Here is a 19,524-nt window from a genome sequence, read left to right as displayed (position 1 = left end):
TCCGGTCCGCCCCTGGGTGATGATGATGGTGATGATGGCTACGTGGAGTCACCGTTGGTCTGGCGCTCCACCCAGTTCTCCAAGGTCCGCGCGAGGTCCTTCCACGGTTCCGGATCGCCCGCCGCTGCCCTCTCCTTGCACAGCGCGCGGACTCGGTCCCACCACGCCTCGGCCAGGCCCGCCTCGCCGCGCTGCTCCAGCTGGCGGCGCTGGCGCTCCTGCCAGTGCGCGTGACGCCGGGCGGCGCGAGCCTGGCTGATCGTCTGCACCTGTTGCACGGTCAGGCTCCCTGGCGGTCGAACAGGTCGTTCACGCCCCGGATCTTCCGCCCTCCGGACGCCACGGTAGGCGCCTGACCTGAGGTTTCACCCGCCGTGGACTCCTCCTGGTCGGGGCCGGGGGCCATCGTGGCGGCCGTCTTGTGCAGCGACTTCGCGGCCAGCCCGCCCACCGACTTGCGACGGCCGGCCTTCGCGGCGGCCTTCTCCGCCCGCTGGGCAGGCAGCGCAGCCACCTCCCGCACGTGGTCGGCGTACGCCAGACGCAGCGACTCCGACGCATGCGCCGCGTCCCTCGACGCCCTGATCAGGGCCTTCCAGTGCTTGTTCACCTTCCGGGCCCGCCAGCGGGCGGCGAACTTGCGGTCACCCGCGATGTACTGCGAGCGCAACGCCACCTCGAACGCGGCGTATCCGGCCTCGTAGGCGGACAGGTCGGCGTTGTGCTCGCGCTGCCGGTCCAGCGTCCAGGCGGTCAGGTGTTCCAGGTTGAGCAGCGGCCGGAACTCCGCGGGGACGCGGTTCAGGACCTCCTGCTTCATGTGCTCGATCTCGGGCACGGGTTGATCTCCTCTCGGGGAAGGGGCCCGCCGTCTCTCGGGGGCGAAAGGCGGGCCCTGCCCGCGGCGTGCTTCGCCGCGCCGCATCAGCTGCGGACGGCGCGGATCTGGTTGCGGACCCACTCGGGATCCGCGATGCCGAACTCGGCGGCAAGAGCGGTAGGCGAGGGGATCTCGCCCGCCGCCAGAATCTCGGCGGCGCGGGCCCGTACAGCGGCGCGCTGCTCGGCGTTACCGCTGCCCGACCTGCCGCCCTTACCGCTGCGGTGGCGGCCGCCGCTACCGGTGCGGTTACCGCCACCGGTAGAGCCGGACTTACCGGTACCGGTAGGAGGCCGGTTACCGCTCGCGCTACCGCTACCGGTAGATGCCGGATTACCGGTCGGCTTACCGGCTCCGGTAGATGCGGCCTTACCGGCACCGGCGGGAGCCGGGCTACCGGCCGTCTCCACCGCCTTGGTGGCGGCGTCGTGGCCATCGCCCAGCAGGGCGTGCACCCGCCAGATCACCGCCACGAAGATGAGCACCACCGCAGCGGTGAGCTGCCACGGCGTCGGCTTGCCGTGACCGATGCCTGCCTGATCGGCGATGTGGTACGCCAGGTTCGCGCCCGCCATCAGCAACAGCGCCGGAGCGATGTCCTTCTTCGCGCGGAACGCGCTGACGGCGTACACATCGATCGAGACGGGCAGCAGCGGCGCGACGTACGGGTGGATGCCGACCAGCCGGGCGAGCTCGTACTCGCCAGAGGCGGCGAGCCCGACCCCGGCGGCGAGCGCGACCCATGGGGCGCCCTGCCAGAACTTCCGGGTGATGCTGTGCCACTTCGACGAGCGCCGGACGGCAGTTCGGGCCTCGTTGAGCAGCCTGTCGGCCTGGGCCTCGCGGGCCTTGGCCCGCCCGGTGGCGCTGGCCGATTCTTTCTCGGCTGCCTTCCGGAGGGACTCGGCTTCCCTGGTGGCCTTCTCGGTGATGGCCTTCGCCTCGGTGCCGGCCTTCGTGCGTATGGCGGCGAGTTCGGCGTCGAGCTGTGCCCGCTTCTGTTCGGCCTGTCGGTCGAACTCCGCGCCGAGCTCGTGCAGTTCCTGCTGGAGCTCGGCGCGGGCCCGCTCCGCGTTCTCTCGGTCGCGGGCCAGCTCCTTCTCTGCCGAGGCTCGTCGGGTGGCGATCTCCTCGTCCAGGTCGAGATTGGCCCGCCGGCGGTTGAGGTCCGCATCGGCCTCGGCGGCCGCGCGGACACGCTCGGCCTCGCCAGCCTTCGCCTCCGCCTCCTTAAGGAGCTCATCGGCGCGGGCCTGCGCCCGGCTGCGGATCTCCTCGGCCTCGGCGAGGGCCTTGGTGTGTGTCTCCTCGGCCGCCGTGCGGCGCCTGGAGGCGAGGTCGGCGGCCTGGTCCAGGAGCGCGGCCGCCTGCTCCCGGGCCTTGGACACGATCTCGGCGGCGCCCTCGGTCTCGGCGTCGGCGAGCTCGCGGGCCCGGATCGCCTGGCGCTCGTGCGCCTGGCGCTTCTGCTCGGCGGCGGCTTCCTCGCCGCGCGCCGTCTCGACGGCGCGCTGGGCGGCGTCGATGATGCGGTCCGCCTCGTCGCGGGCCTGGTCGAGGATCTGCTGAGCCTCCACCCGGGCATCCGCGGCGATTTCGGCGGGGGTGGGCTCCGCCCCGATGACGGGGCGGAGCGTTGCGAGGTCCACGACGGTGGTGGACACGGGGCCTCCTTCCGGAGTCGTACGAAGGGGCGGATCAGCTCTTGGCGAGGCGGTCGGCCATGCGGCAGACCGCGTCCGTGAAGCGGTCGGTGAGGTCACCGACCCGCTTCACGAAGGCCCAGTCACCGGCTCGGGTGCACGCCTCCTCGGCGTCGGAGCACCGGTCGTCGACGCGGTCCAGGTACCGGTCCAGCCGGTCCCAGTACGTGCCGCGCACCGCGTTCACCAGCTCCGACAGCGTGTAGAGCGGCATGGCGTACGCAATGGCCAGCAGCGTCTGCGCGCGGAGCCGAAGCCGGAGCAGCGGGCCGGTGTGGGCGGCGGCGAGCAGGTCCTGGAAGACGTCGAAGTCCTCGGCGCTCCAGGTCTCGATGCCCCCGTGGGCCTTGCGGAAGTTCCGGACGACCCGCTTGGGCTTGCTGAGCAGGGCGTTCATGCGGGGACCACCTCTCCGCCCCTGATCAGGGCGTCGCACGCGAGTCGGATGTGTTCGGCCGCCTCTGGCGGCACGTCGTGGATCTGCTGCAGCAGCTCGATCGCGCGGGCCCGGCGCAGGATGTGGACCTGGAGGTCGTCGACCGCCTGGTCCAAGTTCTCCAGCGCGCGGGCCTTGTCGATCTGGGTCATCTGCAGGGCGAGTTGGGTGGCGGCGAAGTGCACGGCCTGGAGGCCTGCCTCGTCGGCCACCGTCTGCAGCGCATCGGCCTGGTCGGCCTTCTCACGGAGCTCGTCGAGCACCGAAGCGCGGACGAGCCTGATCGGCCAGCGCATCACTTGCCCCCGACCCCGGACATGGCCTGGCCGTGGCGCCGAAGTTCGGCCTCCGCCTGCCGGCGGGCGGCCTCGGCACGTGCGGCGGCTTCGGCGGCTTCCTTGGCCGCCTGCTCCTGCGGGCTCACAGCAGGTCGCTGGGGTCGGCGGTGGCGGTGCCGGTCAGCACCGCGAGCTCCTCGGCGCTCACCCAGCCCTGCGGGATCAGCACCCGCAGCGTGACGGTGCCCTGGCACATCGCCCCGGTGACGACGAGCCGCCCGTTGGGCAGCGCCCCGGGGCGGGCGTCGTCGATCTCGGCGAGCAGCGCCGGCAGAACGCTCGCGGCGGTGGGCGTCACGGTGATCGTCGCGACGATGTTGGACGGGGCCACCGTGAACTCGACGTGGACGCCGAGCCTGGCCAGCCCCTGGACCTCCTGGAACAGGGGGAAGACCTCGGCGACGGCGTCATTGAAGCCATCGGCGATGCCGGTGGAGTTCAGCGGCAGGTCGGACGGCATGATGGTCATGCGGATCAGCTCCTAGCAGGTGGGATCCGTGGACCCCCGGCACACATGGCGGTGCAACGCCGTGCCGGGGGTCGCGCCGTCTGAGCGGCGCGGTAGGCGAGCGGGGAGTCGAACCCCTCTCCGGAGAGCCCTGCCTGTCGGGCTCGCCCTCTTCTGACCACTGGTTTTGGATGCCGCCGGACGCCCTCCAACGGAAGGAGAGGCCCGGCGGTATCACGCCCAAATCGCATCAATTGGCACGCTGTTGAGTTCTCAAAGAACGAGCGGCCATCCAGCCGTGCCCTCGCGAGCCGTGCTGAAGCCGCCATCAGGCATGGCTGCGCTCCAAACACCCAGCCCCTCACTTAACTAGTCAGGTGGCCGAGCGCTTCGATTAACCCACCCGTCTCGACGGGTGTCAACCTGTCTAGTTAAGCGTCGGGATCAGGGGCACTTGACCTGCACTTTTCCGCGCAATTGAGAGATGCGCGCGATCTCGACTTTCGGAAGACAACTAGACATGTCATGCTGGGCCGCGTGTCGTGGGAGGGAGTCCCATATCGGATACGAGACGGAGAGAGGCATGACGAAGAGGGAGCCCGGAAAGGTGCCGCGAATCGCCGCGAGCATCGCGGCGAAGATCGAGCGGGGCGTATATCCGCCCGGCTCCGCTCTGCCGAGCGTCCCTGAACTGCAGGCGGCCGAAGGCATCGCTTACCAGACCGCCCGGGACGTGTACGGACTCCTGGAAGATCAAGGCCTTGTCTTCACGCGCCGCGGCAAGGGCACCTACGTCAGCCTCGTACTGGGCAAGGTCCTGCGGGACGGCACTGGCCGGTACCTGCCGACCGCTCGGTCAGAGGGCGGCGCGGTCGGAGCCTTCGACGCCGAGATCCGCCGCATGGGTCTGGTCCCCAAGCCGACACCCGTCGTGATCGCTCGGGAGCGTCCACCAAAGTGTGTCGCCGAGCTGCTTGGCCTTCACCACGCCTCGAAGGCCCTCAAGCGTGCGCGGGTCATGCCCGTCACCTTCCCCGACAACGATGAGGTCAGCGAGGTGGTGCAGCTCGCCACGTCCTGGTTCCCTCCGGATCTCGCCGACCAGTGCCCACAGCTGGAGCAGCAGAACACCGGCCCGGGCGGCAGCAAGTCCAGGCTGGCCGAGATTGGACAGGCGCAGGTCCGCCTGCGAGAGGAGATCGAGGTTCGTCCGCCCTCTGAGGAAGAGGCGGCGGGACTCGGTATCCCGGTCGACCAGGCCGTCCTGGAGATCACCCATATGGGGATCACCGCAGAGGGGCGCATCGTCGAGGTCTGCCTACACGTCATGCCTCGTACGAAGTGGCGGCTCGCATACGAGTGGGAGATCGGCTCGTAAGCACCCAGCCTCTCGGGCACCCCACAGACTCAGCAATCAACCCAAGGAGCACAGAGCACATGGCAAGCAACACGATCGGCACTGACGGCGTGGTCCTCCGGGACGCACGCAGCCGGTACCGGACCGACCAGCGCGAGGAGAACGGCGCGCACGGCGCGTACGACGCCGAGATCCGCCGCAGCGGAGGCACCCCTCGGACCGAGGTCGACGTCCGCCGCGAGACCGCGCCCGCCGACGTCGCCGAGCTCCTGGGCACTGAGGGCGAAGTCGTCGTCCGCGCCCGCAAGATGTTCGACGGCGACCGCCTGATTCAGCTCGCGACGACCTACATCCCCGTCGACGTCGCCGAGGCCGCCGGCATCGAGCAGGTCGACACGGGCGTAGGTGGCATCATCAGCCGGATGCGCGAAGCCGGATTCGACCAGGGCGCCGAGGCCACCGAGGACGTCGCCCTGCGCACGGCCACGGCCGACGAGGCGAGCGTCCTCGGCCTGCAGGCCGGCGCATCCGTCCTCACGATCAACCACGTCGGCCGTACCGAGAACGGACGCGTCGTCGAGGTGACCCAGCACGTGTTGGGCAGCGGCTGGAAGCTCCGCTACTCGGTCCCCCTCGCCTAACGCGCGTGCGGGCCCCCTCGACCGGGGGCCCGTGCTCCCCCTCGAAAGGAGCTCGGATGAGCACCGCACGCCTCTCGGCATCCGATATCACTACCGAGCTGCGCTCGGCGCTCGCCGAGGGCGGCTGGCTTCCGGCCGTCACGCAGGCTGCTGGGCCTGGTCCCCTCTCCGCCGGCGCCCCACTCTCCGAAATCGCCTGCGCCCTTCGTACCCACAGCAACGCAATCATGCTCCCCAGCGCCGCCGCTGACCTGCTTGAGCGCGCCGCCCAGGCCGTCACCGCCGCCCAGCAGTTGGAACCCGACGGCGCTGACTTGTACGGCCAGCTCGGAGCAGCCTTCGCCTACCTCGTGCAGGCGCATCGGGCCTTCCTCATCGCCTCTGCTGTCCACCAGGAGCACGTGTGAGCCACGTGTACGTGATCGGGTCGCCGAACACACCGCTCGTCAAGACGCCGCACCTGGCCAACGAGGACGTCCCAGTCCACCTGGGGTGGGGCTTGATCACCGAACGCTTCCGCGACTGACTGGGTACGCGCCGACGCGCCGGAAGCCGCGAGCTGACCACACCGAGCCTGCTGGAGGAGGAAGATGGCCCCCGCGAAACGCGAACAGGCCCTCCGCATCGCGGGGGCCTGCCGGTCGCAGCGTCGGGCTTCCACACACCGCCGCCGCGATCAAGCACCTAGATGGGAGGTGCCTGCGTTGGTTAGCAGGCTACGCGTACCCACCGGCAGCGAGGCGCTGATCGGACACGGCGACACGCCGCTTCCCGCCCTGCGGGACGACAACGCAAGTTCTCTCCCGGAGTGCGGGTTCTCGGAACCTCGGTTGCCGAGAACGCGTTCCCACAGGTCACGCGTGTCGTGCACGATCACTCGATGCGCCGCCTTGCATCAGGACATCCCCGGTTCTCGAGACCGGGAGAAGGACTCGACGATGTGCGTCATGAACGAACGCGACCCGTAACGCCGAAGGCCGCCCCCTGCGCCAACAGGGGACGGCCTTCGACTTCGAGCTTTGACTCAGCCACTGGCCTACCAAGCCCATCAGCGCCTGAGTCGTACGTCGGCGGTAACGCCGGGCTCCCGACCCTGGTCGGGCCCGGTCACCACCGCCAGGGTAACCAAGAAACCTAGGGTTACGCAGCACCGGCCCTAGGCCCGTCCAGTTACCTGGTGATGATCACCCGACGTGCGGCTCTCTACCCGATTGGGAGAGATCGCACTCCATGCACTGCCCCCTCCGGCCCTCCGCAGCGGAGCCCGAGACACTAACGTCCGCGGCCGCACACGAAGGCGCTGTGACTACAACTTCCTCGCTGAATCGCACCCTGACCTGCACCAACGAGGGTGTCTGCTTTGGCCCATACAACGGCCGCGTGACTACGAACACGCTCGACAGCACCGCCGCCCTCACCGCTCCGCCGGTCACCGGGACGGTGGCGCGATGACCTCGCCCAAGCGCCCTAAGGCATCGGCGGCCTCGCCGGACCAGGTCGTCGAGCTGTACGGCCCCGAGGACGACGGCTGGTACGACACCCGGGTCATGGACTGGATCGCCCTGTGCGAGCAGCTCAAGGACGGCGAGGTCCGCGGCTACCTGGTCCTGCGGTCGCTGGTGATCGACAAGTTCAAGAACCACGTCCGCAAGCTAACGCTACAGCTGCTGTGCGAGCTGATCCCCAGCCCGAGCGGCGGGCCGAGCAGTCTCACCCGCGTGCGGGGCATCCTCGACGGCCTCACCAGGGTCGGGCTGGTGACGACGCCCGAGGGCAAGCCCATCAAGACTTCATCCCGCGCGAGCGCCGTCGGCAAGCCGCTGCGTATCCGCATCAACGACGCAGCACCGGAGGGATACCAGGGCTGGCGGAACACCGAAGACAAGCTCAAGGCCCTCGGCACCGCCCTGGCTGAGCTGGTCGACGAGAGCGCCGAGGATGCCCCTGCCGCCTCTGACCAGGCAGCTTCCGAAGCGGGTCGGAAATCCGACCCGGCAGGGGAAGCGGGTCGGAAATCCGACCCGATGGGTCGGAAATCCGACCCACGGGGTCGGGAATCCGACCCGCACACGGCCGATGAGCTGGGGGAACGCGATCTTCCTCTGGTGTCTTCCTCTGGATCTTCTCTCTCTCCCTCCTCGGGTGACGCAACGGAAACGTCCGTCACACCCAAGGCCGAGACGGAGAAGACGAGAGAGACGGCTTCGCCGGAAGACAACCCCGCTCCGGCTGCTGCCGCAGTGCCGGCGCCCCGCGACGGCGGAGACGAGCAGACGGCGGAGGCACTGGCCATGCTCGTGGGACTGCCCGGCCAGATGCACCGCGACGACGCGCTGGACCTGGTCCCGCTCGTCGACCAGGCCCTGGCGATCGGGTGGACGCTGCCGCAGCTGCGGAGCCACCTGTCCCGAAAGTGCGACCCGGAGCGGGTCTTTGATGTGGCTGCGATCTACCGCAAGCACCTCAAGCGGCTGCCGGACGCCCCTGCGGGAGTGGGTGCGGGCCACCCCGCGGCCGCCCCCCTGGAGTGCGACAAGTGCAAGGGCTCGGGTCTCGCCGAGGACCCGGAGACGTTCTTGCCGATCGGTCCGTGCGAGTGCCGCAAGGCGCCCGCGCTGGCTGCGGCGTCCTGACCATCCACACAGCAACGGCGGCCGGAATTCCTCGCCAGGCACCGGCCGCCGCTCGAATCCCAGAACGGAGATCCACCGTGAGCGTACCTCCGCCCACCCGCCCCGCTGGCAGCGAGGACTTCGACCCACATGCCTTCGACCGGATCCCGCCTCAGGAGCTGGAGGCTGAGCAGTGCGTCCTCGGCGGCATGATGCTGTCGGCCGACGCGATCGGCGACGTTGCTGAGATCCTGCAGGCGTCGGATTTCTATCGCCCGGCCCACGCCACCATCTTCACCATCGCCCTGGAGTTGACCGCCGCCGGCGAACCGGTCGACCCGATCACCATGGCGGCGGCGCTGACGAAGTCCGGGCAGCTCACCAAGGTGGGCGGCGCCTCCTACCTGCACACCCTGGTGCAGACCGTGCCCACCGCCGCGAACGCCTCGCACTACGCCGAGTTCGTCTACGACGCCGCCGTCGCCCGCGGCCTGGTGGAGGCTGGCACCGCCATCGCCGCCAGCGGATACGCCCGCGACGGCGAGCCCGATGAGCTGGTCGAGCGGGCACAGGAACGGCTCTACGGTGTGGTGCGTCAGCGCGGCGACGAGTCGCTGCTGGACGCCTCGTACGGCATGGACGAGACGTTCGACGACATCGAGGCGGCGGGCAAGCGCAAGCCCGGTGAGCTGACCGGTGTGCCCACCGGCTTCACCGACCTCGACAGCCTCACCGAGGGCCTGCAGCCGGGCCAGCTCATCCTGATCGCCGGACGCCCCGCGATGGGCAAGAGCACCTTCGGGCTGGACATCGCCCGCGCCGCTGGTATCAAGCACCAGCTCTGGAGCGCCTTTTTCTCCCTGGAGATGAGCCGCAAGGAGCTCCACATGCGGCTGCTGTCCGCTGAGGGCTCCGTCGCGCTGCACCACATTCGCTCCGGCAGGCTCGACGATGGCGAGTGGACCCGTCTGGCCAAGGCCAAGGCCAAGGTCGACGCCTCGAACCTGCTGCTGGACGACTCCCCTGAACTGACCGCTATGTCGATCCGCACCAAGGCCCGTCGGCTCAAGCAGCGCGGCAAGCTCGATCTGGTCGTGATCGACTACCTGCAGCTGCTCCAGTACGGCGGCGGCCGCCGTCCCGAGAGCCGCCAGCAGGAGGTTTCCGACATCTCCCGCCAGCTCAAGCTCATGGCGAAGGAGCTGGAGGTGCCGGTCATCGCGCTGTCGCAGCTCAACCGCGGGCCCGAGCAGCGCACCGACAAGCGCCCCCAGGTCTCGGACCTGCGTGAGTCCGGTTCCCTGGAACAGGACGCGGACGTGGTGATCCTGCTGCACCGCGAGGACGCCTACGAGAAGGAGTCCCCCCGTGCGGGCGAAGCTGACCTGATCGTCGGCAAGCACCGCAACGGCCCCACCGCGATCATCACGACCGCCTTTCAGGGCCACTACAGCCGGTTCGTCGACATGGCCCACTCCTGAAGAGTGCTGTAGGTTCTCAAATCCCGTGTCATTTTCTCAGCCGCCGTGTCATCTGGATGGCATTTATGACATCCCCGTGAGACAGCGCAGGTCAGAGACTCGCCGCTTCCGGCGGACCCGCCCGCAGCGGCGAGGAAATGACACGGAGCTGAGAATCCAGCGGGTGACACGGCGTGAGAAGCCCGTCGAACCAGCAGTTCAGAGGCCCGGCAGATGACACGGGCCGCGAGAACCTACAGCCGCTCGAAGTCACACACCGGCCCGCCCCCGGCGCACTCCCGCGCTGGGGGCGCCGTCGTCGGCCGCGGCCGGAAGACCCCGGCTATTAACAGGCCGCTGCGCCCACCCTCCGGGGTGTCGTCTACGGCCGTGCCGTACCCGACACCCCAGGTCAGAGCACTTCTCCGCCCTGTCCCGGCATAAACGATCTTGCCCCCCCCTTGCGCAGTGGGCGAAGGTCGTGACGCTTGGAGAGGACGGTGGGCGGCCGGGAAGTGGCGGTCATGACCGGGACAGGAGCCGCGTATTACGAGCGCAAGGGCCTGTTAATAGCAGAGGGAGGGGGCTCGGCCCCGTCACCCTGGCGGGTGACGGGGCCTCGCGTGGGGCTGACGCTGAGGGAGAACCTGCAGGTCACTACCCAAAGTGGTGCCCTTCGGGCCCGACCTTTCAAGCCCATCGGCTCCGCCGATGAACACAGACGCGCTTCGCGCGGCGACTTACAAGAGCAGGGCGGTGCGTCCCTGAGTGGCCCTGTGCGGCTCTCAGGGCTTGACCGGCATTCCCCGACGCAGATTGAGAGTTGGGCGCTCCTGGCCCCCTTCGCGCCTCGTCTCGGGCCTGTTTTGCTTGATCGCCTTCCCCGACTGTGCGGCATCCGCGCTGGTCAAGGGGTGTTTTCGGCTAGATCATCCGTATATGCGACCCCGGGTGCCGCCGGCAGCTCGCGCACGGCGCCGAGTTGGGACGCCAGCAGGACAACCCGGGCGCCTCCTGATCGTTGCCCAGGGCATGACGCCCGACCTGCACGACCGCGCCGCCGCCGTTCTCGGACAGAGCGACTGTGATGCCCGCTGGCCCTACGGGCTGGAATACCCGCCGCTCAGCCTGCGCCGCAAGGGCCGCGAGGCGTACGAGCGCCGCATGAGCGAGACGAAGGCGCGCCAGGAGGTCATGGTCGCCTGGGCCGAGCGCTACGGGCTGCGGCTGAGTCCGGCAGGCTGCTGCCCGCTGTGGCTGGGGCGCGACGGGAGCAAGCGGTGCCCGTTCTCCGCCGAACGCGGCAGCCGGTGCACACGGTACGGCTCGCCCCACCCGGACAGCGGCTGGATGGACCACGCCGTGGCCTGGCTGAAGGACTCCCGCCCTGCGGTGATCACGGCTGCCCCGTACGACGTCGATCCGAAGGACGAACAGCGCCTGGCCTACTGGGAGCGAGCCGACTCGAGGCTGAGGGCGGCCCGTGGCGCGGGCTGGTACGGCTTCGGTACCACGCAGATCGTCCTGTGGCGCAGCGACCGCGTCACCGAGATCCGGCCCGCCGAGCCGCTGGTGAGCACTCCCTGAGCCCCGGAACGCGGCCGCCGGTTGGGTCTGTTGGGTCCAACAGGTCTGACCGTGCCTGAGCAGGAGAGCTTCGGAGTCGCTACCGTCTTGCCTCATGGCCAGCCATCCCGCGCCCGAGTGCCCTGTGCTCTACCTCAAGAAGACGTGGCTGTTCACCTGGGAACAGCACCGGCCCGGCGGCTGCCGCTGCGTGTGCCGCCTCTACCACCAAGGCGAGGGCGCGTGTACGGCAGCCGCCGAGCCCGGGCTCCTGCTGCGCGTGGTCTCCCCCGCCGGCCCGCACCAGGGGCCGGGCGAGATCACCGACGCCTTGCCGCTGTGCGCCTCCTGCTACGCCGCGATCACCCCGCTCGCCGAGCCGCCGCAGACCGGTTAGGGACATTAGGCCTAACGACCCCAATCTGCCGTGACCAGGCGTCCGCGAATCAGGATGCGCCGACGCGGCGGCCATCCGGAGGCTTCGACGTAATCTGTCGCCCGATGAATGATCAGCAGAGTTCCAACGCCCCGCGTGGTTGGCTGACCCGCTCCTTTGAACGTCTGCGGCAGGCACGCCGCAGCCGACTGCCCTGGAGGTTGTCCTGGGAGGAGGCTGCGCGACGGGCCGCCGATGATCTGGAAGGCGTCGGCTGGCGCCGGTCATAGCGCCAGGCCGTACCCGAAGTCGTCCCGCTCCTGCAGGAACGCGCGGCTCGTCGGGCGCCCTCGAGGGCACCGTGCGGGGGCACCCGGCCAAGCCGGGGTTGGACCCATTGAGCAGTGTGCATCGTGAAGTGGCAGGTCACGGATCTGGTGTGCGTGGTTTTCAGCGTGCTCACGCTGGTCAGTGGCCGGTGTCCACGGCGAAGATCGTCTGACAGGTCAGCTGGGGTGGTTCTCGGGTTCTGCTGTACTTGCCGTAGGGTCTGGCGAGCACTCTGGATCGTTCCCCGTGCCAGGCGGCTGACCGGCCGCCAGGGCGCACCGCAGCGAGTGGCGCCGATGTGCGCAGGAGGGAGTGCACGTCATGATCCTCCCGAAGGTCCGGGATCCTCGCTTCGTGACGATCCGCCGTGGTGGGACTCTCACTGATGCGGATCACCATCTCCTCGCTCTATGGGCGGCCTCGTGTGCAGAGCACGTCCTTGGCCTCTTCGAGTCGGCCCAGCCCGGTGACCCGCGGCCACGCCAGGCGATCGAGCATGCCCGGGCCTGGGTGCGTGGCGAGGTCAAGATGATGCAGGCTCGCGCGGCGGGCGGCCATGCGATGGGGGCAGCCAGAGATCTGCGTGGGGCAGCACGACATGCCGCGTACGCCGCCGGCCAGGCCGGTGTCGTCGCCCACGTCGCCGCGCACGAGCTCGGCGCGGCCGCCTACGCCATCAAGGCCGCACGTGCAGCGGCGCCGGAAGGCGAGAGCGAGACCGCTGGACGACTCGAGTGCCAGTGGCAGCGCGATCAGCTCCCGGAGGCGATCCGTGAGCTCGTACTTGATGACCAGCGGCTGCGCAACGACATCTGCTGGTCGGTGTTCGATTGCTGAGTCGGATTCTGCTGCGCCTGCCGTGGGGTTCCGTCTACGATCCGTCGCCGTGCGGATACGCCGCCGGGTTGCGGAGGGTGCGGGGATGTATGAGCTGGAGCGGATTACGGCTCGCCGGAGCGAGCTGGACGCCCTCGCCGAGGAGCTGGGCAAGCGGCTTCAGGAAGTTCAGGCGGAGCGGGAGGAGTTGGTGATCGCCGAGCGGGTCCTGCACCGACTGGCCGAGCGGGGTCGGGCCGAGGCAGAGGCCGCCGTGGCACAAGCTCCGGTGAAGGTGCAGGTGGCGGGGCGTGCGGTGCTGCTGATCCCGCACCGTGGAGACAGCCCGGACGAGATGGCGCTGCCCGGTGACTATCGCAGGATTCTGGCGATCGTGCGGGCGGCCGACGGCCCGGTGCAGGTGAGGACGGTGGGCCAGGAGCTAGTGCCGCGTCAGGCAACGTTCGCCCTGTTGGCGAGGGATGGGCCGTCAATGCAGACTGCACCGCATGGAGTTGATCGCGCGGGGCCGGGATGCTGATGTGTATGCCCTGGATGAGTCCAGGGTGCTGCGGCGGTACCGGCACAGGGGGCCCACCGGTCTGGAGTCACGCTTGATGACGCACCTTGCGGCATGTGGGTATCCGGTGCCGCGGGTGTACGAGATCACCGAAACGGACATGGTTCTTGAGCGGCTGGCCGGGCCGACGATGCTGGATGTCCTGGCCCGGCGCCCGTGGCGGGTGGGATCTCTCGGCCGGGAGCTGGGCCACCTGCACGATCGACTGCATGCGCTGCCGGCACCGGAGTGGCTGCCCAAGCGGTTCGGCACGGCAGGTGGTGACCGGGTGCTGCATCTGGACCTGCATCCAGGCAACGTCATTCTGACCCGGCGGGGACCGGTAGTGATCGACTGGTGCAATGCGGGCGCTGGTGATCCGGCTGCCGATGTGGCGATGACCATGGTGACCGTGGGCAGTGCGGAGGTGCCGGGTTTCGCCGCCCGCCTGGGGCGGGGGCTGTTGCTGCACGCTATCCGCAGCGGTTGCCGGACCGATCCGGCCGGACGGATGCAGGAGGTGGTCCGGGTGAAGCTGGATGACCCGAATCTGGGCCTTGGCCCCGAAGGGTGGACACCTGTTCGTGTCGTTATACGGCAAGCGTCAGGGTAGCTGACTGCTGTTCGTAGGCGATCGGTGCCTGCTGTCCGTTCGCCGAGTGCCGTCGCCGGGTGTTGTAGCGGGTGGTCCAGCGGAAGACCGCCAGGCGGCAGGCACGGGCCCCGTCGAAGCGGCGGGCGCCACGGAGCGTCTCGCGTTTGAGGGTCGCGTTGAACGACTCGGCGAGGGCGTTGTCCGCGCTGGTCCCGACCGCGCCCATGGACTGCTTCACCTCCAACTCGGCACATACGGCCGCGAATTCACGGGAGCTGTACTGGGCTCCGTGATCGCTGTGGAAGACGGCGCCGGCCAGGCTGCCCCGCGTCCGGACGGCGGCCCGGAGCGCGTCGGTGACCAGCGAGGTGCGCATGTGGTCGGCGACCGACCAGCCCACCAGCCGCCGCGAGAAGCAGTCGATCACGGTCGCCAGATACAGGAACTCGCCGTCGCCCACCGGCAGGTACGTGATGTCGCCGACGTACTTCGTGTTGGGTGCGCTCGCGGTGAAGTCGCGCCCCAGCAGGTCGGGCATCGCTGCGGCGGATGGTTCGGGCACGGTGGTGACCTGGCGCTTGCGCAGCCGCAGCCCGGCGATGCCGTACTTGCGCATGACCCGTCCGACGCGCTTGTGGTTCACGCGCTCGCCGTCCTCGCGCAGATCGGCGGTGATACGGGGCCGGCCGTAGGTGCCGTCCCATTCGGCGTGCACGGCCCTGATCCGCTCGGCGAGAGCGACGTCGGCCTGTTCACGCGCGGCGCGGGCCGCGCGGCCGGCCCGCCACTTGTAGAAGCTGGAGCGGGCGACCTCCAGCACCTGACACAACCGCTTCACGCCCCAGGCGCGGTGATGGTCCTCGACGAACTGGAAGCGGCTGGTCACCAGGTCATCTCTTGTGCGAAAAACTTCGTCGCCTTGCGGAGAATATCCCGTTCGGTGGCGAGTTTCTGCATCTCCTTGCGCGCTGCCGCCAGCTCCCGGCGCAGGGCCTCGTTCTCGGCCTGAAGCTCCTCGGCCGTCGGCGGGGAATCCACCGTGCTCTTCTCCGTGCTCGTCGTGCTGCCCCCGCCGCGGCGGGCCCGTTCGGCCCGCACCCAGTTACGCAGCGTCTCGCGGCTGATCCCCAGATCTTTGCCGATGCCCTCGAAGGTGTGGCTCGGGTCCGACAGGTACAGCGCGACAGCGTCCGCCTTGAACTCGGGCGAGTAGACCTTCATCACCATAAGAGATGCCTCCTACCCGGCCCCTGGCGGGGCCGGGCTCAGAGGTGTCCACCACTCGGGGACAGGTCCCTCTGACGCCCGCGGAGTCGGCGTGGTTGCGGCGGCATGCCGGTGTCGGCGATGGACCGGGTGTGGGCTGCACGGATCGGTCAGGCTGCTGATCTGTGGAGCGGGTGCGGGTACGCGAGATCGATGATGACGAGGGCAGGCGGCTGCTGCGGATCATCCGCCGGGGCACCGGGTCGGTGGTGACCTGGCGGCGTGCCCAGATGGTCCTGCTGTCCGCGCAGGGCATGCCGGTGGTGAAGATCGCCGAGGTGTCGTTCACCAGCGCGGACCGGGTCCGGGATGTGATCCACAACTTCAACGTCGACGGCTTCGAGTCGCTGTATCCGAAGTACAAGGGCGGCCGTCCGAAGACGTTCACGCTGCCCGAGCGGCGCGAGATCAAGAAGATCGCGAAGTCGAAGCCGACAGAGCACGACCTGCCGTTCTCGACCTGGAGCCTGACCAAGCTGGCGGACTTCCTGGTCGCCGAGGGGGTGGTCGACGACATCAGCCACGAGGGACTGCGCATCCTGCTCCGCGAGGAAGGCGTCTCCTTTCAACGTCTGAAGACCTGGAAAACCTCCCGCGATCCGGACTACGCGGCCAAGAAGGCCCGGGTCGAGCACCTCTACGCGATCGCCGACGGCGAGGTCATACCCGACAAGGGCGAGCCCGAAGTCGTCTTCTGCATGGATGAGTTCGGGCCGCTCAACCTGATGCCCCACCCCGGCCGGCAATGGGCCGAACGCGGCGGGAAGCACAAGAACCGCGACCGCGAACCACGCCGCAGGCGGCGGGCGACCTACAACCGCTACGGCGGAGTACGGCACCTGTTCGCCGCCCTGGATCTGACCAAGGACAAGCTCTACGGCCACATCAAGCTGGTCAAAAAGCGGACCCAGTTCCTGGAGTTCTGCCGCTACCTGCGCAGCCTCTATCCGCCCGAGGTCCGCATCGCGATCGTCTGTGACAACTACTCTCCGCACCTGACCACGAAGAAGTGTCAGCGAGTCGGCACCTGGGCCGAGGCGAACAACGTCGAGATCGCCTACACCCCGACGAACAGCTCCTGGCTCAACCGCATCGAGGCCCAGTTCACTGCCCTGCGCTACTTCACCCTCGACGGCACCGACCATGCCGACCACAAAGAACAGGGCAGCATGATCCGCCGCTACATCATCTGGCGAAACCGCCACGCCGACGACCGGCGCCTACGCGCAGTCGTCGACAGGGCGAACGTTGCCTGACGCGGCACTAGTTAGACATTCTCACCGGAACCCCCCAAGATGGATCCTAGGTGTCGGCCACTGGCCCTGGATGGAGGTGCGGTACGTTGGATCCCGTTTCTGCGTCGCGACCGCGTGGGCGTTACGGCCAGGACCACGACTAACGCCATGGTGCCAGGTGCTGTGGAGGGTCCGCGCGTTTCGAGGTGGATGGTCCCGACCCTTGGGGTCGAGGTTATTGAGCGCTACCCGCACCCAGGACAGGGTTTTACGCAAGGCCTGGTCGTCGAGGGCGATTTGGTGTGGGAGAGCACCGGCCTGTACGGGCAATCCACGTTGCGCTGCTATCGGCTGGGCGACGCTGTTCTGCAATGGGTCGGTGCCCTTGGTGACGAGTTGTTCGGCGAAGGCATCTGCCGTATCGGCTGCTCGCTGTGGCAGCTCACTTGGAAAGAGCATCTGGCGCTACGCTGGTGCCCTCGTACCCGCACACTGCAGCAGACCGTTGCGCTGGACCGGCATGGCTGGGGAGCCTGTCGGATGGGAGGAGTCCTGGTCACCACTGACGGGACCGATGAACTGGTCGTGCGCAACGCCCACGCCCTGTGCCCGGTGCGTACGCTTCGCGCCACCGCCGCGGCCTGCGGGAGCGATCCAATCGGCAGGCTCAATGACCTCACCTACGCTCGCGGACGCCTGTGGACCAATCTCTTTCGCACCCCGAGCAATGCTCAAGACCTGTGGATCGGACCCGGGAGGGTGCCTCGCGGAACGCGAAGGGCGTACCTTCCCGAGTGATCGACTTCTGGTCATCGAGTAGGCCCGCGTTGCAGCGCGGGTCGGGAAGGCACGCCCGTGCTGAGCGTAGTCAACGAGGACGGCACCACCCAGAGCGGCTCCCTGATGGACGACATCGTCCGTGAGGGCGCCCGCCGGATGCTCGCCGCGGCCCTGGAGGCCGAAGTCAACCAGTACATAGCCGAGTTGGCGGGTGAGCGGGACGAGGCGGGTCGCCGTCTGGTGGTCCGTAACGGCCACCACCGCGAGCGGACGGTGGCCACCGCCGCCGGGCCGATCGTGGTGAAGGCGCCGCGGGTGAACGACAAGCGGGTCGACGGCGAGACGGGCGAGCGCAAGCGGTTCTCGTCGAAGATCCTCGCCCCCTGGTGCCGGAAGTCCCCGAAGATCAGCGAGGTCCTTCCCCTGCTCTACCTGCACGGTCTGTCCTCGGGCGACTTCGTGCCCGCGATGGAGCAGTTCCTCGGCTCGGCCGCTGGGCTCTCGTCGGCCACGGTGACTCGGTTGACCAAGCAGTGGAGCGACGATCACGCCGCCTTCCAGGAGCGGGACCTGTCCGGGGCCGACTACGTGTACGTGTGGGCTGACGGCGTCCACCCCAAGGTCCGCCTCGGCCAGGCCCGCTCCTGCGTCCTGGTCCTCATGGGCGTGCGTACCGACGGCAGTAAGGAGCTGATCGCGCTCGCTGAGGGCCTGCGCGAGTCGACCGAGTCCTGGGCCGACCTCCTGCGGGACTGCCGCCGACGCGGCATGCGCGATCCCGAGCTCGTCGTCGGCGACGGAGCCATGGGGCTGTGGCGGGCGCTGACCGAGGTGTTTCCGCAGGCCAGACATCAAAGGTGCTGGGTTCACAAAACCCGCAACGTGCTCAACGCCCTACCGGGATCGGCCCAGCCCGGCGCGAAGAAGGCACTGCAGGAGATCTACAACGCCGAGGACCGCGACCACGCCGAGAAGGCGGTGAAGGACTTCGGGCGCTCCTACGGCGCGAAGTGGCCCAAGGCCGTCAAGAAGATCACCGACGACGTCGATGAACTCCTGGCGTTCTACGACTTCCCGGCCGAGCACTGGGTCCATTTGCGCACGACGAATCCGATCGAGTCGACCTTCAGCACGGTGAAGCTGCGGACCAAGGTCACCCGCGGCGCCGGCAGCCCGGCCGCGGCCCTGGCGATGGTGTTCAAGCTCGCCGAGTCCGCCCAGGCCCGCTGGCGCGCGATCACCGCACCCCACCTCGTCGCCCTCGTCCGCAGCGGCGCCCGCTTCGAACGTGGCGTCCTGGTCGAGCGTGAGCGGGAGGTTGCGGCATGAGTGAGCCCAAGGAACTCCCGCTGCTGTTCCTGGACGTCGACGGACCTCTCCTCCCGTTCGGTGACGGCTCGCAGCGCGAGCCGTCAAGCACCACGACAGATTCGCACCTGATGCGGCTCGACCCGCGCTTCGGACCGCGCCTCGCGGCACTGCCGTGCGAGTTGGTCTGGGCCACCACGTGGGAGGAGACGGCGAACACCGACATCGCACCGCTGCTCGGCCTGCCGCCGCTGCCGGTCGTGCACTGGCCGGAACCCTCCGACGCGCAGGAACGCGAGGACCAGTGGTTCGGGCTCCACTGGAAGACCCGAACCCTGGCGGCATGGGCAGGCGGACGCCCGTTCATCTGGGTCGATGACGAGATCACCGACGCCGATCGGGACTGGGTGTCCACCAACCACCCCGCTCCGGCCTTCCTCCACCGCATCGCGTCGTCCCGCGGCCTCACCAACGAAGACTTCACAGTTCTCGATCAATGGCTGCGGGCCACTTGAGGCTCCCCACGGTGATCCACAGGAATTGACAATTGCTCCCGCACCCCCTTCATTGCGGCTGTCCACCCACGCACCGGCCAGGTCACCGATGTCGTCGATGTCACCCGCCTGACCTGCGACCATGTCCGGGGTCCCCTTACTTGCCTGAACGGCATCGCCGCGCTACCCGAACCCGGCCACTTCCTGCTCACCGGAAAGCAATGGCCCTACATGTACCGCGTGCGGTTCACTGCCGAACCCGGCTGAACCCTCGGTCGCTGGCACTGCCCGAGGTACACGACCGCACCTAGAAGGTGATCACGC

24 protein-coding genes are annotated in these 19,524 nt (G+C 68.8%); 16 read left to right on the top strand and 8 right to left on the bottom strand.

Features of this window, described 5'->3' with window-relative positions:
* Nucleotides 1-38: 38 nt before the first annotated feature.
* The 7 genes from FEF34_RS40000 to FEF34_RS39975 form a co-directional block, all read right to left on the bottom strand.
* The gene (locus FEF34_RS40000) at nucleotides 39-278 is read right to left on the bottom strand and encodes a hypothetical protein (protein WP_138058364.1); all 240 of its coding nucleotides are present in this window, start codon (nucleotides 276-278) and stop codon (nucleotides 39-41) included.
* Nucleotides 279-280: 2 nt separating this feature from the next.
* On the bottom strand, nucleotides 281-838 hold the full coding sequence (locus FEF34_RS39995) for a hypothetical protein (RefSeq protein ID WP_234043359.1): 558 nt from the start codon (nucleotides 836-838) through the stop codon (nucleotides 281-283).
* Between the two features lie 86 nt (nucleotides 839-924).
* Entirely contained in the window at nucleotides 925-2,544 is a 1,620-nt protein-coding gene (locus FEF34_RS39990) for a coiled-coil domain-containing protein (protein WP_138058363.1), read from the bottom strand.
* Nucleotides 2,545-2,578: 34 nt separating this feature from the next.
* On the bottom strand, nucleotides 2,579-2,980 hold the full coding sequence (locus FEF34_RS39985) for a hypothetical protein (RefSeq protein WP_138058362.1): 402 nt from the start codon (nucleotides 2,978-2,980) through the stop codon (nucleotides 2,579-2,581).
* On the bottom strand, nucleotides 2,977-3,315 hold the full coding sequence (locus tag FEF34_RS39980) for a hypothetical protein (RefSeq protein WP_138058361.1): 339 nt from the start codon (nucleotides 3,313-3,315) through the stop codon (nucleotides 2,977-2,979). Before FEF34_RS39980 ends, FEF34_RS39985 begins: the two co-directional genes overlap by 4 nt.
* On the bottom strand, nucleotides 3,315-3,443 hold the full coding sequence (locus FEF34_RS43850) for a hypothetical protein (RefSeq protein ID WP_267905312.1): 129 nt from the start codon (nucleotides 3,441-3,443) through the stop codon (nucleotides 3,315-3,317). The genes FEF34_RS39980 and FEF34_RS43850 overlap by 1 nt, the downstream gene beginning before the upstream one ends.
* Entirely contained in the window at nucleotides 3,440-3,826 is a 387-nt protein-coding gene (locus FEF34_RS39975) for a hypothetical protein (protein WP_138058360.1), read from the bottom strand. The genes FEF34_RS43850 and FEF34_RS39975 overlap by 4 nt, the downstream gene beginning before the upstream one ends.
* Before the next feature lie 562 nt (nucleotides 3,827-4,388).
* On the opposite strand from FEF34_RS39975, the gene FEF34_RS39970 reads away from it, so the two are divergent.
* The 11 genes from FEF34_RS39970 (at nucleotide 4,389) to FEF34_RS39925 (ending at nucleotide 14,135) form a co-directional block, all read left to right on the top strand.
* Nucleotides 4,389-5,183 carry a GntR family transcriptional regulator gene (locus tag FEF34_RS39970; protein WP_138058359.1) on the top strand — a complete coding sequence of 265 codons (795 nt, stop codon included), beginning with the start codon at nucleotides 4,389-4,391 and terminating at the stop codon, nucleotides 5,181-5,183.
* Between the two features lie 59 nt (nucleotides 5,184-5,242).
* Nucleotides 5,243-5,803 carry a UTRA domain-containing protein gene (locus FEF34_RS39965; protein WP_138058358.1) on the top strand — a complete coding sequence of 187 codons (561 nt, stop codon included), beginning with the start codon at nucleotides 5,243-5,245 and terminating at the stop codon, nucleotides 5,801-5,803.
* Nucleotides 5,804-5,859: 56 nt separating this feature from the next.
* Nucleotides 5,860-6,210 (top strand): hypothetical protein, encoded by a 351-nt coding sequence (locus tag FEF34_RS39960; RefSeq protein ID WP_138058357.1) that lies wholly within the window; start codon nucleotides 5,860-5,862, stop codon nucleotides 6,208-6,210.
* Nucleotides 6,207-6,329: a hypothetical protein gene (locus FEF34_RS43845; RefSeq protein WP_267905311.1), complete on the top strand. Its 123-nt coding sequence runs from the start codon at nucleotides 6,207-6,209 to the stop codon at nucleotides 6,327-6,329. The genes FEF34_RS39960 and FEF34_RS43845 overlap by 4 nt, the downstream gene beginning before the upstream one ends.
* A gap of 922 nt (nucleotides 6,330-7,251) precedes the next feature.
* Complete coding sequence (locus FEF34_RS39955) at nucleotides 7,252-8,436, top strand: hypothetical protein (RefSeq protein ID WP_138058356.1); 1,185 nt, start codon at nucleotides 7,252-7,254, stop codon at nucleotides 8,434-8,436.
* Nucleotides 8,437-8,513: 77 nt separating this feature from the next.
* A complete protein-coding gene (gene dnaB, locus FEF34_RS39950) occupies nucleotides 8,514-9,896 on the top strand; it encodes a replicative DNA helicase (RefSeq protein WP_234043358.1) in 1,383 nt (460 codons plus the stop codon).
* 1,011 nt (nucleotides 9,897-10,907) lie between these two features.
* A complete protein-coding gene (locus FEF34_RS39945) occupies nucleotides 10,908-11,462 on the top strand; it encodes a hypothetical protein (protein ID WP_138058355.1) in 555 nt (184 codons plus the stop codon).
* 94 nt (nucleotides 11,463-11,556) lie between these two features.
* A complete protein-coding gene (locus tag FEF34_RS39940; protein WP_138058354.1) occupies nucleotides 11,557-11,838 on the top strand; it encodes a DUF6372 family protein in 282 nt (93 codons plus the stop codon).
* Between the two features lie 630 nt (nucleotides 11,839-12,468).
* Nucleotides 12,469-12,984 carry a putative immunity protein gene (locus FEF34_RS39935; protein ID WP_138057132.1) on the top strand — a complete coding sequence of 172 codons (516 nt, stop codon included), beginning with the start codon at nucleotides 12,469-12,471 and terminating at the stop codon, nucleotides 12,982-12,984.
* 85 nt (nucleotides 12,985-13,069) lie between these two features.
* The gene (locus FEF34_RS39930) at nucleotides 13,070-13,504 is read left to right on the top strand and encodes a hypothetical protein (RefSeq protein WP_234043356.1); all 435 of its coding nucleotides are present in this window, start codon (nucleotides 13,070-13,072) and stop codon (nucleotides 13,502-13,504) included.
* Entirely contained in the window at nucleotides 13,446-14,135 is a 690-nt protein-coding gene (locus FEF34_RS39925; RefSeq protein WP_325063682.1) for a phosphotransferase, read from the top strand. The genes FEF34_RS39930 and FEF34_RS39925 overlap by 59 nt, the downstream gene beginning before the upstream one ends.
* Here FEF34_RS39925 and FEF34_RS39920 read toward each other — a convergent pair.
* Nucleotides 14,113-15,344 (bottom strand): IS3 family transposase gene (locus FEF34_RS39920; protein WP_407698379.1). Its coding sequence is split into 2 segments (ribosomal slippage): nucleotides 14,113-15,018 and nucleotides 15,021-15,344, totalling 1,230 coding nucleotides; the frame shifts between segments, so codons are not numbered across the junction. The two genes, FEF34_RS39925 and FEF34_RS39920, sit on opposite strands and share 23 nt — an antisense overlap.
* 164 nt (nucleotides 15,345-15,508) lie before the next feature.
* Here FEF34_RS39920 and FEF34_RS39915 point away from each other — a divergent pair.
* The 5 genes from FEF34_RS39915 (at nucleotide 15,509) to FEF34_RS39895 (ending at nucleotide 19,467) form a co-directional block, all read left to right on the top strand.
* On the top strand, nucleotides 15,509-16,639 hold the full coding sequence (locus tag FEF34_RS39915) for an IS630 family transposase (protein WP_138058352.1): 1,131 nt from the start codon (nucleotides 15,509-15,511) through the stop codon (nucleotides 16,637-16,639).
* 189 nt (nucleotides 16,640-16,828) lie between these two features.
* Complete coding sequence (locus tag FEF34_RS39910; RefSeq protein ID WP_171053404.1) at nucleotides 16,829-17,416, top strand: glutaminyl-peptide cyclotransferase; 588 nt, start codon at nucleotides 16,829-16,831, stop codon at nucleotides 17,414-17,416.
* Nucleotides 17,417-17,473: 57 nt separating this feature from the next.
* Nucleotides 17,474-18,727, top strand: coding sequence for an IS256 family transposase (locus tag FEF34_RS39905; protein ID WP_138051382.1), 1,254 nt, complete (start codon nucleotides 17,474-17,476; stop codon nucleotides 18,725-18,727).
* Nucleotides 18,724-19,221: an HAD domain-containing protein gene (locus FEF34_RS39900; protein ID WP_138051381.1), complete on the top strand. Its 498-nt coding sequence runs from the start codon at nucleotides 18,724-18,726 to the stop codon at nucleotides 19,219-19,221. The genes FEF34_RS39905 and FEF34_RS39900 overlap by 4 nt, the downstream gene beginning before the upstream one ends.
* 24 nt (nucleotides 19,222-19,245) lie before the next feature.
* The gene (locus FEF34_RS39895; RefSeq protein WP_138058386.1) at nucleotides 19,246-19,467 is read left to right on the top strand and encodes a glutaminyl-peptide cyclotransferase; all 222 of its coding nucleotides are present in this window, start codon (nucleotides 19,246-19,248) and stop codon (nucleotides 19,465-19,467) included.
* The last annotated feature ends 57 nt before the right edge of the window (nucleotides 19,468-19,524 follow it).

This window comes from Streptomyces marianii (assembly GCF_005795905.1).
GTDB lineage: Bacteria > Actinomycetota > Actinomycetes > Streptomycetales > Streptomycetaceae > Streptomyces > Streptomyces marianii.
The sequence above is the reverse complement of the archived record's forward strand: the minus strand, read 5'-3'. Positions and strand labels throughout refer to the sequence as shown.